The organism is Nonomuraea sp. NPDC050451 (assembly GCF_044458585.1).
Genome location: NZ_JBITHZ010000022.1, coordinates 29,228 through 42,423, shown reverse-complemented (window position 1 = coordinate 42,423; position 13,196 = coordinate 29,228). Strand labels below are relative to the sequence as shown.

General features: G+C 71.2%; 15 protein-coding genes and 1 riboswitch. Of the genes, 6 read left to right on the top strand and 9 right to left on the bottom strand.

Annotated elements, in window-relative coordinates; all coding sequences use genetic code 11:
• Window positions 1-13 precede the first annotated feature (13 nt).
• From ACIBI9_RS43565 to ACIBI9_RS43555, 3 genes are all read right to left on the bottom strand, one after another.
• The gene (locus tag ACIBI9_RS43565) at window positions 14-703 is read right to left on the bottom strand and encodes a hypothetical protein (RefSeq protein WP_397231621.1); all 690 of its coding nucleotides are present in this window, start codon (window positions 701-703) and stop codon (window positions 14-16) included.
• Window positions 704-889: 186 nt separating this feature from the next.
• Window positions 890-1,024, bottom strand: a riboswitch (cyclic di-AMP (ydaO/yuaA leader).
• A gap of 166 nt (window positions 1,025-1,190) precedes the next feature.
• Window positions 1,191-1,391, bottom strand: coding sequence for a DUF5302 domain-containing protein (locus tag ACIBI9_RS43560; protein ID WP_397231619.1), 201 nt, complete (start codon window positions 1,389-1,391; stop codon window positions 1,191-1,193).
• A 48-nt stretch (window positions 1,392-1,439) separates the two neighbouring features.
• Window positions 1,440-2,546, bottom strand: a complete 1,107-nt coding sequence (locus ACIBI9_RS43555) for an MFS transporter (protein ID WP_397231896.1) — start codon at window positions 2,544-2,546, stop codon at window positions 1,440-1,442.
• A gap of 26 nt (window positions 2,547-2,572) precedes the next feature.
• On the opposite strand from ACIBI9_RS43555, the gene ACIBI9_RS43550 reads away from it, so the two are divergent.
• From ACIBI9_RS43550 to ACIBI9_RS43540, 3 genes are all read left to right on the top strand, one after another.
• The gene (locus tag ACIBI9_RS43550) at window positions 2,573-2,974 is read left to right on the top strand and encodes a PadR family transcriptional regulator (RefSeq protein ID WP_397231617.1); all 402 of its coding nucleotides are present in this window, start codon (window positions 2,573-2,575) and stop codon (window positions 2,972-2,974) included.
• Between the two features lie 92 nt (window positions 2,975-3,066).
• Complete coding sequence (locus ACIBI9_RS43545; RefSeq protein ID WP_397231615.1) at window positions 3,067-4,044, top strand: rod shape-determining protein; 978 nt, start codon at window positions 3,067-3,069, stop codon at window positions 4,042-4,044.
• Window positions 4,045-4,102: 58 nt separating this feature from the next.
• A complete protein-coding gene (locus ACIBI9_RS43540; protein ID WP_397231613.1) occupies window positions 4,103-4,543 on the top strand; it encodes a hypothetical protein in 441 nt (146 codons plus the stop codon).
• Window positions 4,544-4,628: 85 nt separating this feature from the next.
• On the opposite strand, the gene ACIBI9_RS43535 is transcribed toward ACIBI9_RS43540, so the two are convergent.
• The 4 genes from ACIBI9_RS43535 to ACIBI9_RS43520 are packed head-to-tail and all read right to left on the bottom strand — an operon-like array spanning window position 4,629 to window position 8,195.
• Complete coding sequence (locus ACIBI9_RS43535; protein WP_397231611.1) at window positions 4,629-5,849, bottom strand: ABC transporter permease; 1,221 nt, start codon at window positions 5,847-5,849, stop codon at window positions 4,629-4,631.
• A complete protein-coding gene (locus ACIBI9_RS43530; RefSeq protein WP_397231609.1) occupies window positions 5,849-6,544 on the bottom strand; it encodes an ABC transporter ATP-binding protein in 696 nt (231 codons plus the stop codon). Before ACIBI9_RS43530 ends, ACIBI9_RS43535 begins: the two co-directional genes overlap by 1 nt.
• Entirely contained in the window at window positions 6,541-7,674 is a 1,134-nt protein-coding gene (locus tag ACIBI9_RS43525; protein WP_397231607.1) for a peptidoglycan-binding protein, read from the bottom strand. The genes ACIBI9_RS43530 and ACIBI9_RS43525 overlap by 4 nt, the downstream gene beginning before the upstream one ends.
• Complete coding sequence (locus tag ACIBI9_RS43520; RefSeq protein ID WP_397231605.1) at window positions 7,674-8,195, bottom strand: hypothetical protein; 522 nt, start codon at window positions 8,193-8,195, stop codon at window positions 7,674-7,676. The genes ACIBI9_RS43525 and ACIBI9_RS43520 overlap by 1 nt, the downstream gene beginning before the upstream one ends.
• A gap of 144 nt (window positions 8,196-8,339) precedes the next feature.
• Here ACIBI9_RS43520 and ACIBI9_RS43515 point away from each other — a divergent pair, with 144 nt between their 5' ends.
• From ACIBI9_RS43515 to ACIBI9_RS43505, 3 genes are read left to right on the top strand one after another with little or no spacing between them, the layout of a single operon-like run.
• The gene (locus ACIBI9_RS43515) at window positions 8,340-8,996 is read left to right on the top strand and encodes a response regulator transcription factor (RefSeq protein WP_185067817.1); all 657 of its coding nucleotides are present in this window, start codon (window positions 8,340-8,342) and stop codon (window positions 8,994-8,996) included.
• On the top strand, window positions 8,993-10,213 hold the full coding sequence (locus ACIBI9_RS43510; protein ID WP_397231603.1) for a sensor histidine kinase: 1,221 nt from the start codon (window positions 8,993-8,995) through the stop codon (window positions 10,211-10,213). The genes ACIBI9_RS43515 and ACIBI9_RS43510 overlap by 4 nt, the downstream gene beginning before the upstream one ends.
• A 19-nt stretch (window positions 10,214-10,232) precedes the next feature.
• Complete coding sequence (locus ACIBI9_RS43505) at window positions 10,233-10,589, top strand: ArsC/Spx/MgsR family protein (protein ID WP_397231601.1); 357 nt, start codon at window positions 10,233-10,235, stop codon at window positions 10,587-10,589.
• Window positions 10,590-11,017: 428 nt separating this feature from the next.
• Here the strand turns inward: ACIBI9_RS43505 and ACIBI9_RS43500 are convergent, their stop codons facing one another.
• A complete protein-coding gene (locus ACIBI9_RS43500) occupies window positions 11,018-11,506 on the bottom strand; it encodes a hypothetical protein (RefSeq protein ID WP_397231894.1) in 489 nt (162 codons plus the stop codon).
• Window positions 11,507-11,567: 61 nt separating this feature from the next.
• Window positions 11,568-12,770: an MFS transporter gene (locus tag ACIBI9_RS43495; RefSeq protein ID WP_397231599.1), complete on the bottom strand. Its 1,203-nt coding sequence runs from the start codon at window positions 12,768-12,770 to the stop codon at window positions 11,568-11,570.
• Window positions 12,771-13,196: the final 426 nt, after the last annotated feature.

Below are 13,196 nucleotides of genomic sequence, written 5' to 3'. Positions count from 1 at the left end.
AGGTCCGTAAAGTTCAGCCCTTGAGGAGATTGCGTACGCGGTCGCTGGCGAGCGCCACGCCGCCGCCCACCGCGGCCACGGCGCTGGCCACGACGGCGCCCGTGCCGGCGCTCCACTCTCCGGCCTCGCGCGCGGGCGGCACGGCCGCGGCGCCCGCCGGGGGCTCGGCCGGGTTGTCGTCGTGTTCGGACCAGGCGCCGGTCGAGAACGGGACCGGGTAGTTCTTCTTGCCGGGACCGTTGCCCCACTTGGTGATGACGTAGTCGACCTTGATGTGCCCCTCGCCGCCGTTGCCGTCGACGCCGAGCGTGTCCATGTTGAACGTGCCGCCGGTCAGCTCCGCGAACGTCTTGCCGTCCAGGTCGAGCATGACCCCGTTGTTGGAGGGCACGCCCGGGCCGCGGTCGCCGACGAAGAAGGGCAGCTTCTTGCCGTCGTGGATCACGTAGCCCTCGGTCATGAGCGGCCAGCTCGGGCTGGCGGCCAGGCCTTTCTGCATGGGCTTGCCACTGGCGGGCAGGCCGGTGTCCCCGGCGCGGCCGGAGGCGTCGTCCCAGAAGTACGAAGCGGTGGTCGAGCCCTTGAGCAGGACCTTCTCGTCCGTGTTGGAGTCGGCGTGGGCCGCGGTGCCGGCGATGGTGAGCGCGCCGACGGTGGAGGCGGTGAGCAGAGCGAGGGTACGCAGGCCAAAACGTGCAGACATGAAAAGTAAGTCCTTCGCGAGGGGGCAGGGAGGTTGCGCTCGCTTGAAAAAGGGCGTAGCAGGGCAAAGCACCTGACAAGGGGGAAAGCTACGCGGAGCGCGAAACGAGCCTGGGGAAGGGACCGCTCAGAGGGCGGTCGTCATCACGCCGTGTGGATGTTCTACGTGATCATTCAAGTTATGCATATGTCCTCTCCATCTCGCCTACCGGGTTAGCTGACGGGTTCGGGCGTGGAGGTGCCCTACCGACACGTGGTCGGATTCACCCCAGGGAGGTGGGTCCCCGGCTCCCGAGTGATCGGGATTAGGCGCCAGCCGGCTGGTTCCTTCTGTGGTCCACGCCACCGGCTGGTAAGTGGGCATCACTCTAACCACGTATTCCGGACAAACACAAACAGTTCGTCATGAATCGGTGTAAAGATCTACCTGTCCCCGGGCATAGAGAAAGGGGGCACGGCATTGCCGTACCCCCTTGAAATTCCCGGCCTCAGCCGCCGCTCTTGCGCCTGAACGATCTTTTACTCGCAGCCGGACCATGCGTCCCGTGGATCTTTGATGGGTCGCCGCCCTTGCCACCCGCGCCCGAGCCCGCGTGCTGGCCGCGCTTGCGCTCCAGCGCCTCGCGGAACTTGCGCTTCAACTCGTCCTCGGGAGTCTCGCTGACTTCCGGCTCCGGTGTATCCGCCATGAGGACCTCCATGGTGTTGGGGACTATCACAGCTTCGCACGGCGCCGCTTATGACGCGAAACTGGCCTCCGCCCTGCTCTCCGGCGTGGCGGGCACCTCCAACCGCCTGGCCGGCATCGCCACCAGCGCCACCAGGGCGAGCAGCGCCCCCGCCACCCCCAGCGACGGGATGACCGCCGCCGCGGCGGAGGCGTGCGCGGCGGCCAGCCCGTGCGCGGGCGCGTCCGCGGTGACCGTCGAGGTGTAGAGGGTGCCGCCGACGGCCAGCGCCACGGAGCCGCCGATCTGGCGGAAGAAGGTCAGGTTCGCCGAGGCGACGCCGATGTACTGCGGCTCGACGGACTGCTGGGAGGCCACGGTCAGCCCGGACAACATCGGGCCCATGCCCAGCCCGATCAGCAGCATCCAGCCGGCCAGCAGCAGCCCGTCGGTGTGCGCGGTCAGGTTCAGGCAGAGCAGGGTGCCCGCGACGAGCAGGAACGGGGAGGCGACCAGCCACGGCTTGTAGACCCTCGTCCTGGACATGAGCGCGCCCATGACGACGCTGCCCACGACCATGGCCAGCGTCATCGGGTAGATCCTCAGCCCGGACTCGGTGGCGCTGACGCCGAGGGACTCCTGGAAGTAACGCGGCAGGAACACCACGCCGGCGTACATGCAGAAGGCCGTGAAGAACGACGTGACGTTCACGAGCGTGTAGGTGCGGTTGCCGAACAGGTGCATGGGCATGATCGGGCTGACCGCCCGCCTCTCGACCAGCACGAACACCGCCAGCAACGCGGCCGCCAGCACGATCGGCCCGGCCACGGCGGCGTCGTTCCAGGTGTGGCCGTCCAGACCCTTCTCCGTCAGGCCCAGCAGCAGCGCGCTGATGGCCACGGTGAAGACCGCGATGCCCGCGTAGTCGGGGCGCCCGCCGCCGCCCACGCCCGGCCGGTTCGGCAGGCGGCGCGCGACGATCGCGATCAACACGAGGCCGAGCGGCACGTTCACGTAGAAGGCCCAGCGCCAGGTCGCATGGTCGGTGAACAGCCCGCCCAGGAACGGCCCGGCCAGGTACGTCAGCCCCATCACGCCGCCGAGCGCGCCCTGGACTCGGGCGCCGTTCGTACCGGGCGGGAACATCTCCATCACCAACGCCATCGACAGCGGCAGGAGCGCGCCCGCGCTCGCTCAACCACGTGTGGCAGGCCGGGCACACGCAGATCTATCCCGAGCTGGTGAAGATGGCGGCCGACGGCCTGGTGGCGGCCTCGTCCGAGGGCGCGAGGGGGCGCAAGATCTACACGATCACCCCCGAGGGGGCGCGGGAGCTGCACACGTGGCTGGTGGAGCACGAACCGGTCTTCGTCGTACGCAACGAGACCGCGCTGCAGGCGTTCCTGCTGCCGCTGCTGTCCACGGAGGAGGCGATCGCGGTGGTCGAGCGGATCAAGGCCGGGTACGAGGCCCGGCTGGTGGCCCTGGACTGCCAGCCCGGGGACGGCTCCGGCCGCTACGCGCTGCGGCTCGGGCTGGCCCAGGTCCGCACCGGCATCGAGTGGGCCGAGGAGACCCTGGCCGCCCTCAGGGGCCTCAGGTAAAGGGGAACCACTCCGTTCCTGGTGTTGGGTTGGAGCGGCCCCGGAAATAGACCCGGCATGCCCGCCACGATCGCGACGTCCGCAGTCCTGTCATGAGTCTCCTCGGCCGCGACCTGGCGATGGACCTCGGGGGCGCCCGTACCCGGATCTACGTCAGGGGCAAGGGCATCGTGCTCGACGAACCCTCCGCGGTGACGATCGACGGCCGTACCGGCAAGGTCATCGGGTACGGCGCGGACGCGACAGGCGACGAGACGTGCTGGCCGGTCAGCGGCGGCCTGCCGGCCGACGGCGAGCTCACCCGACGGATGGTCAAGCACTTCCTGAGCAAGGTGCACCGGCGCCGCCCGCTCGCCAGGCCGCGCCTGGTCATGGCGCTGCCGGACGACTCCACGCCGATCGAGCGGGCCACGCTGCGCGACGTGGCGTACGAGGCGGAGGCCAGGCAGATCCGGCTGATCCCGCACTCGCTCGCGGCGGCGCTCGGCGCGGGCCTGCCGGTCCGCGACTACGTGGGGGGCATGGTGATCGACATCGGGCGCGACTCCGCCCGGATCGCCGTGCTCTCCGGCGGGGAGGCCGTGGCCACGACGACGGTCCCGAACGGCGGCCGGACCGTGGACCGGGCCATCGCCCGCCTGGTCGAACACGAGCACGGCCGCACCCTCGACGAACACGAGGCGGAGGCGGCCAAACACCACGCCTGCGGGAACCCGTCACACCGGGATGTGACGGTACGCGCCCGGGATCCGGAGACCGGCCAGGAGCACGAAGTGCGGCTGCCCGTGGAGCGGATCCGGGAGGCGGCCGGTCCGGCGATCGAGTCGATCGTGTGGGCGGCGATGGAGACCGTCCAGCGCTGCCCCGCCGAACTGACCGCCGACCTCGGGGAACGCGGCGCGGTGCTGGTGGGGGGCGGCGCGCTGCTCGCGGGGCTCGCGCAGCGGCTGCGAGAGTCCCTGGGCATGCCGGTACGGCGGGCGGAACGGCCGCTGGAGTGCGTGGCGCTCGGCCTCGGCACCTGCGTGGACGACCTGGGACTGCGCGCCCGGCTCCGCCGGCGTCGGTGATCATTCTGTTTTCTGTTTTTTCCGGGTGGCCCCGGACGATCTCGGATATGGTCCGATCGTGCGCGCCTGCCGTCACGGCTTATCCGCGGTGCTCTTCTGCGTCGCGGCGATGACGGCCTGCACGGCGGCCTCCGAGCTGCCCACTCTCAAAGACGCCGCCCGGCGGCTCGACTCCGACGGCGGCGCCCTGCTCAGCTCCGCCGGCCTCCGGCTGTCGCCCGGGTCGCCGGTGGATGCCGACTCGTGCGTGCCGGGGCAGGTGCGGCGGTACTTCCGCGCCGAGAGCGACCTCGCCTCCGCCTCCGAGGGGCTGCTGGATCGGCTCCAGGCGATGGGGTACGACAAGGTGGTCGACGACCTGGACCTGCGGGATGGGGATCAGGACGTTTCCGTGCTGCGTAATCCTGAGACACGGCTGACGTTCGAGCTGACCGTGCTCTCGGGCGACAAGCCCGGCGTCCGGGTCATCGGCAAGACCACCTGCTACGCAACCGACTGACCCCACCACCCCGCCCACCACAACCGCATCCGGGCCCCTGGTCGGCGTGGGTCCCGGTACGGCGGTGGGCCGGTCGCAGGGGGCGTCAGGGGGTGGACAGGGCCTCGGTCGGGGAGAGGCGGGAGGCGCGGATGGCGGGGTAGAGGCCGGCGGCCGCGCCGATGGCCAGGGTCGCGGCCAGGCCGCCGACGGTGGCCCAGGCCGGAACCACGGAGGGCCAGCCGCTGTACAGCGCATACCCCATCGTGACCCCCGTCCCCAGGAGGATCCCCCCTCCCCCGCCCAGCGCCGACAGCAGCAGCGACTCCGCCAGGAACTGGGTGCGGATCTGCCCCCGGGTGGCCCCGAGCGAGCGGCGGAGGCCGATCTCGGCGCGGCGCTCAAGCACCGAGATGACCATCGTGTTGGCCACCCCCACCCCGCCCACGAGCAGGGCCACCGCCCCCACCCCCAGCAGGAGGTTGGCGAACGCCTGGCTGGTCGCCTGCTTGGCGGCCAGGGCGTCGGACGGTCGGGAGACGTCCACCTCGTTGGGCGCCTCCGGGTTGGCGGTGCCGGCCAGCACCTCGCGGACGGCCTCCAGCTTGGACTCCTCCGAACGGGTGTAGAGCGCGGTCGGATGCCCGTCGAAGCCCAGCCTGGACTCCGCCACCGGCCAGCCCACCAGGACGCCGCTGTCCAGTTCGGTGGCGAGCGCGACCGGGTTCATGACCCCGACGACCGCGAAGCGGACGCCGCCGATCACGACCTGCGTGTCGGCCCCGATCGAGCCCACGCCGAGCCGCTGGGCGGCGGAGGAGCCGAGCACGGCGGCCGGGTAGCGTTCGGTGGCGGCGTTGAGCCAGGTCCCGCTTCGCAGCGTCGCGCCGACGGTGGCGGGCAGGTCGAGGCGGGCCGCGTACGTGGTCATGCCGCCGGTCTGGGCCTCGGGGATCTCCTCGGACCGGTAGACCTTGGCCTCGCCTATGCGTCCGATCGACGAGACCGCCTGGACGGGGCCGATCCGTTCGATCATCGCCTCCGCGTCCTTCGGCATCTGCGCGGCCTCGCCCATGATCGTGGTGCCGGACGAGACCGTGAGCAGGTTGGTGCCGAGCGCGGAGAGCGTACGGTCGAGTTCGGCGCCCGACGAGGACGAGAGCCCGACCACGCTGACCATCGCCGCGATGCCGATGGCGATGCCGAGCGCCGACAGGAAGGCCCGCAGCGGTCGCGTGCGCAGGCCGACCGCCCCGACGCGCATCACGTCGCGGGGCCGCATCCTGGCCGGGGACAACTTCGGCCGGGTCGCCTCCATGACGGCCATCACACCGCCTCCAGCGGGACCCGCGCGGTATCGGAGATGATCCGGCCGTCGCGCATCCGCACCTGCCTGGGCAGGCTGGCGGCGATCTCCCGGTCGTGCGTGATGATCACGATGGTGGTGCCGCCCGCGTTCAGCTCGTGCAGCAGCTCCATCACCCCCGTACCCGAAACCGAGTCCAGGGCCCCGGTCGGTTCGTCGGCCAGGAGCAGCGGCGGGTCGCCCGCCACCGCCCTGGCGATGGCCACGCGCTGCCGCTCGCCGCCGGACAGCTCGTGCGGCTCGTGGTCCATCCGGTGCCCGAGCCCCACGCGTTCCAGCGCCCCGGCCGCGCGGCGGCGCCGCTCCGACCTGCTCAGGCCGGTGTAGACGAGGCCGTCGGCCACGTTGTCCAGCGCCGGGACCTTCGCGGCGAGGTGGAACGACTGGAACACGAACCCGATCGTGGTGGCCCGCAGCGCCGACAGCTGGTTGTCGGAGAGCTTGGAGACGTCGTACCCGTCGATGTGGATGGTCCCGGACGTGGGCCGGTCGAGGGTGCCGACGACGTTGAGCATCGTCGACTTGCCCGAGCCGGACGGCCCGACGATGGCGGCCAGCTCACCGTGCTCGATGCGCAGCGACACCGACCGCAGCGCCGCCACCCCGCCGGCGTACGTCCTGGAGACGTCCGTCAGCGCGATCATGGGGTACGTCATTTCGGCATCCCCACGGTCATGCCCTCGGTGAGCCCGTCACCGCTGACCTCCACCCGTCCCCCGGCGAACAGCCCCGTCTCGACCTTGATGTAGCGGGACCCGCCCCCTTCGACGACCTCCAGGCCGTAGCCGCCCTCCCGCAGCGCCACCAGCGCCGCGACCGGCACGGTCAGGACGTTCTTGCGCTGGGAGGCCGTGAACGTCACGTCCACCGCCGCCTTGTCCAGCCCCTTGGCGGACTTGGAGTCGCCGATCGAGACGAGGGCCTCGACCCGGGTCTCCGGTTCGGCGTTCTGGCCCTCGCCCGGCTTGACGACCGTGGCCACCTCGGTGACCTTGCCCCGTACGTTCTTGCCGTCCGGCAGCGTGACCTGGACCTTGGCGCCCTTCTTGGCCATCCGCTGGTCCTCGGCCTCCAGCTCGACCGTGATCACCTTGGACGTGCCCGTGTAAGTCAGGACCTTCTGCCCGGGGGCGGCCGGCTGGCCCTCCTCGGACTCCAGGCTCTCCACCCGTACCTTGCCGGGTGCGAAGACGACCCGGCCCAGCTCGACCACGCCCGTCTCGTCCAGGCCGCGGTCCTCCTGCCACTCCTTGACGGCCTCGGCGGTGTCGTAGGTGTACTCGTCGTCGACCGTGAAACCGTCGTAGCCGAGCTTCTTGAGGTTGCGCTCCAGGTTCTCGACGTCCTTGCCCTCCACGCCGACCTTGAGGTCGCGGTAGGCGGGCGTGTCGCCGTACAGGAGCATGACCGGCTGGTTGTCCACCCGGTACAGCGACCGGCCGCGGGCGATCTGGGCGCCGCTGTCGGGCAGCCAGGTGATCGTGCCGGGCTTCCTGCTCACCGCCGTGGTCACGGGACCGTAGCCGAGCTCGCCGTCGGCGTCCCTGGTGTCGTTCAGGGTCTGCCTGGTCACCGGGGTGGTGGCCGGGGGCAGGGCGCTGGCCGACTGCGTGGGACCGGCGCCGCCCTTCAGCAGGCCGGCGCTGTTGATCGCCACGAATCCGCCGCCCGCCCCGACCAGCACGATCAGGAGCCCGGCGACCACCTTGCCCCGGCCACGCCGGCGGCGCGGCCGGGAGGGCGGGGAGCCGGGCTCCGCCTTCCCGTCGATGGTGGCCATCCCCATCACATGCCTCCCATGCCCGCCTCAGAGAGCTCCTTCTCGCACTTCTGCTGGGCGGACTTGAAATCGGGGTCCTCGCCGACCGAACCGGTGATGCGCATCCCGCCGCCCTCGGGGTCGGGGAAGGACTCGACGCCGTTGTCACGCATGCACTGGGCGACCTTGCGCAGTGCCTCGGCCCTCTGGGGGTCGACCTTGCCGCCCTGCCCGCCCATCATCGGCGCGTACTGCTTGCACGCCTGCTGGGCCGCCTCGACCTTCTCCTTCGGAACGCTGCCGTCGAACTTCATCATGATGCCCTTGCCGGGCTCGGGGTCGGGGATGTCGACGCCGTTCTCGCGCATGCACTGGGCGAATTTGAGACCGCGCTCGTGCGGGTCCTCGCTGGGCTTCGCGCTGGCCGCGGCCTGGGTTCCGGTGCCGGACACCGACGCCACGTCGGAGCCGCCGCCGTCGCCCGAGCCGCAGGCGGCCAGGGTCAGGGCGAGCGCCAGGGCCATCGCGCTGAGGACTGGTCCTCGCATGGGTGTTCTCCTCCGTCGAATGAACGTGGTTCGAGGGGAGATGCAATAGGGGCCGCTGTTTCCTCAGCGTTTCCGTCCGCGGCTTATTCGGAGCAAATGCCGTCTACGCCACACTCAGCTTCGTAAGCAGAAGAAAGGTGCACGATGCGGGTGCTGGTGGTTGAGGACGAGCCGCTGCTCGCCGACGCGATCGCCGAGTGGCTGCGCGAGGAGACGCACGCGGTCGATCTGGCGCATGACGGCGAGGCGGCGTTGGAACGGATCGCGGTCAACGACTACGACGTGGTCGTGCTGGACCGCGATCTGCCGCGCGTGCACGGCGACGACGTGTGCCGGGAGCTCGTCGCGTCCGAGCGCGACGCGCGGGTGCTGATGCTGACCGCGGCCGTCCAGCTCGACGACCGGGTGACGGGGCTGTCCCTGGGGGCCGACGACTATCTGTCGAAGCCGTTCGCGTTCCCCGAGCTGGCCGCGCGGGTCCTGGCGCTGGGGCGGCGCTCGCGGCCGGCCGTGCCGCCGGTGCTGCGCAGGGCCGGGATCACGCTGGACCCGGCACGCAGGGAGGTCTTCAGGAACGGGCGGTTCGTCCCGTTGTCGAAGAAGGAGTTCGCCGTCCTGACGGAGCTGATGCGGGCGAACGGCACCGTGGTCTCGGCCGAGCGGCTGCTGGAGAAGGCGTGGGACGAGCACGCCGACCCGTTCACGGGCGCGGTCAGGCTCACCATTCTCAAGCTGCGCCGCAAGCTCGCCGACCCGCCGGTGGTGGAGACCGTGCCGGGGGTCGGGTACCGGATCGCATGAGCTTCCTGAGGCGGCTCGTACGGCCGCGGCCCACGCTGCGGCTGCGGCTCACCCTGTTGTACGGCGCCCTGTTCATGCTCGCCGGGCTGACCCTGCTCGGCGTCACCTATCTGCTGTTCAACCAGCAGCTGACGCAGTCGTTCGAGAGCCGGTTCATCGCCCCGCCGGGCAAGTCCAAGCAGCTGTTCTTCGTCGAGGACGGCGTCAGGCTCTCCGGCGACGCGGCGTACGAGTGGCTGCGGCAGCAGGAGCTGGAGCTGCGCGGCGCGGCCATCACGTCACTCCTCACGCAGGGCCTGATCGCGCTGGTCCTGGTCGGCGCCGCGGCCGTCTGGCTCGGCTGGGTGGTCGCCGGACGGGTGCTGGCCCCGCTGCACCGGGTCACCGAGACGGCGCGCAGGATCGCCGCCGCGCCCATGGCCGAGCGCGGGCTGCACGAGCGGATCGCGCTGGAGGGGCCGGACGACGACGTCAAGACGCTCGCCGACACCTTCGACACCATGGTGGAGCGGCTGGACCAGTCCTTCGACGGGCAACGCAGGTTCGTGGCGAACGCCTCGCACGAGCTGCGCACGCCGCTGACGCTGAACCGGGCGCTGGTCGAGCTGGCCATGCACCGCCGTACGGCCTCAACGGAGATCAAGGAGCTGGGCGAGAGCCTGCTGGAGATCAACGCCCGCCACGAACGGCTCATCTCCGGGCTGTTGCTGCTGGCCAGGTCGGAACAGGAGATCGCGGACCGCTCGCCGGTGGACCTCGCCGACGTGGTGACGCACGTGGTCAGGCAGACCTCCGCGGACGCCCACGACTCCAAGGTCACCGTGTACGAGGTCCCCGCGCAGGCGCCCACCGTCGGGGACGCTCTGTTGCTGGAACGCCTGGTGCACAACCTGGTCGAGAACGGCATCCGGCACAACCTGGACGACGGGACCGGATGGGTGCGGGTGGTGAGCCGGGTCGTGTCCGGCGAATCGGGCGGGAAAGCCGAGGTCGAGGTCAGCAACACCGGGCCAGGCGTGCCGCCGTACGAGATCCCGCAGCTCTTCAAGCCGTTCCACCGGCACGGGGCCGAGCGAGTGATCACGGCCAGGAGCGCGGGGCTGGGACTGTCGATCGTACGGTCGGTGGCGGTGGCGCACGGCGGGGACGTCCGTGCGGAGCCCCGGGAGGGCGGCGGCCTGGTCGTGACCGCGTCGCTCCCGCTCGCCGTCCATTAGCTCGGTACTGTCGCGTGTCATGGAGATCTGGATCAATCCGGCGTGCTCGAAGTGCCGCTCCGCGCTGTCCATCCTGGACGCCGAGGCCGCCGAGTACACCGTGCGCCGCTACCTGGAGGACCCGCCCGGCGAGGCCGAGATCCGCGCGGTCCTGGCCCGGCTGGGGCTCGAACCGTGGGACGTCACCAGGACCGGCGAGGCACGGGCGGCCGAGCTCGGCATGGCCACCTGGCCACGCGACGCGGACACCCGTGACCGGTGGGTCAGGGCGCTGGCGGAGAACCCGATCCTGATCCAGCGACCGATCATCACGGCCGACGACGGGACGACGGTGGTCGCCCGCTCGGAGGACGCCGTCCGATCCGTACTCCCCTGACCGTTCCCAGCGGATCGCCGCCAAGCACGCTCAGGCCCGCGGAGGCGTACGCGACGGTCCCACCGCCACCAGTCCGCGCCGGTTCGGTTGCGCCCTGCAGACGAGCAGGTCGTGCTCGCGAGGGCGAGCGGCGAGGACTACGGCGCCGACACCAACCGGCCGCGGGCGTGTGACCGACCTCTTGTCGTTGACGGCGCTTGGGCGGCGGTGGGCAGCCCCGGCCCCGACTCTGCGGGCGGCGGTGTACGGCCTCGCCCTCAGCGCTGCGGGCGGCGGTATGCGATCACACCCCCGGCGCTGCCGGTGGCGGTATGCGCCCCGCGCCCGACTCCGCCCCGCCCCGACTCCAACTCTGACTCGGCCGCAGCGGGGGTGAGGGTGGGGCTTGGTGTGGGCGCGATCCTATGACCCCCGTGTGGATCGCTTGGTCAGTTGACGCAGTCCTGCGTCTTGAGGCCGAGCGCCAGCTCGTAGACCTTGCCCTTGGAGAGCAGGAACGAGTAGTAGGCCTTGGAGTTGCCGGGGGCGCTCACGTACGGGTATCCGCTCGCCGCGGTCTTGACCCCCGGGTACGCCTTCTTGATCTGCTTCATCGTGGAGCCGAGGCCGATGCCCTCAGGCGTCTTGACGCCCTTCGCGGCGAAGATCAGGGCCACACCGCGCTTCTTGGAGAGGAACAGGCCCACGTTGCCCTTGCCGCTGGGCAGGGCCTTCAGGTCCCAGCCCGAGCACGAGCCCGCCTCGCCGGCCCTCTTGAACACGACCGCTCCGGTCGCCTTGGCCTGCTTCTCGCTCATGCCGAGCCTGACCTTGCCGTAGCCGTACGGCCCCAGCGTGGTCTTGGCGGACTGGGCGAACGCGGGCGCGCCGGCGGTCAGCAGTGCCCCGCCTGCCAGGACCGCCACAAGCACCTTCATCACGATGATCTCCCTGTGTCGAACGGTACGCATGCTTCGAGTGGCGGGCCCGGCGCAAAGTTCAGCCGCTTTCGTCACGAATGCGCCACACCGGCGATGCGAGCAGGGTCGCGACCGTGAGGAGCACAGCCGCGACGGCGCCCACAGTCAGAACGGGCCCGCTGCCCAGCAACGCCGCCGCGGGTCCCGCGAGGCCCATGCCGATGGGCGCGGCCACGAGGGCGCCGAGCATGGTGACGGAGGTGGCTCGGGCGACGAATTCCTCGGGGAGGTGGCGCTGGATCGCGGTGGTCTGGAGGACGTTGTAAACCACCAGCTCCATGCCGGCGGCCGCCGCCGCGAGCGCCAGTAACCAGAGCGCGGCGGGGATCGCCAGCAGCCCGGGGAGCGGGGCGATCAGGAGGAAGAAGAGGAGCGCCGCGACCACAGGCCGCCCCGGCCGCCAGCGGGCGCCGACGAAGCCTCCGGCCAGCCCGCCGACGGCGTACGCGATGCCGACGACCGACCAGGCGGGGGCGCCGCCGAGGTGCTGGTCGGCGACGTACGGGCCGAGGACCAGGATCGGGGAAACCACGAGCACGTTCGTGAGCGCGCTGTGGATCGTCCACATCCACAACCACCGGTGCCGGGAGAACTCCGCGAACCCGCCGCCGATGCCGGCCAGCACACCGCCACTCGGGCGCGGTCGTTCCGTGTCGAGGGGCAGGCGGTACAGGAAGGCCGCGCTCACCAGGAACGTCAGCGCGTCGACCAGGATGGCCCAACCCGGCCCGACCAGCGCCACCAGGGCTCCGGCGGCACCCAGCGCCAGGATCGACGCCGCGCTCCTGGAGATCGAGATCAGGGAGTTGGCCGCCTGTACGTGCTCCCTGCCGGCCAGCCCGGTGACGAGGCCCGCCGCGGCCGGGGTGAAGAACGCCGATCCCGCACCGGCGATCAGCTGCAGGGCGATCAGCATCCAGAGGTGTGCGGCGCCGGTGAGCAGCAGGACCGCCGTCGTGCCGTGCGCGGCGAAGCGGGTCAGGTCGGCGAGCAGCATGACGGTCCTGCGGGAGAACCGGTCGCCGACCGCGCCGCCCAGCAGGGTCAGGAGGATGACGGGCAGCCGGGTGCTCAGGATCACGATCCCCAGGTCTGCGGGTGATCCGGTGAGGTGCAGTACGGCGAACGCGATCGCCAGCGGGGTCAGCGAGTCGCCGAACGCGGAGGCGGTCTGGCCCAGGTAATAGCGCCGGAAGCCCTTGGCCGCCAGCGGCGCCAACATCGAACGCGAACGCGAACGCTTCGAGGCTCCCCGACCACCGGCGTCCCGCTGCCCGCCCGCACCGAGCCGAACGCCAGCATCGGGCCGAACGCCTGTGGCGGCTGAAGCACGGGTATTGAAGCGGACGGCCATAGCGGATGAAGCACCGGCATCGGAATGATCGGCCGTGGTGGGCTGAGCTCCGGCATCGGGTCCGATGGCCGTGGCGGGGCGCGCACCGGCGTCAGGTCCGCTGGTCGCGGGTGCTGGAACGGCGGCATCAGTGACGGTGGCCGTGCCATGGGGGTCGGGCTCGACGACCGTGGGACCCGGGGTGCTCGGGCCGAGTGGCGCGGCGAGGTGGCGGGCGTCGGGCATGGCGAGGTGGCGGGTGTCGGCTGCGGTGACGTGACGGGCGTCGGGCATGGCGAGGTGGCGAACGTCGGC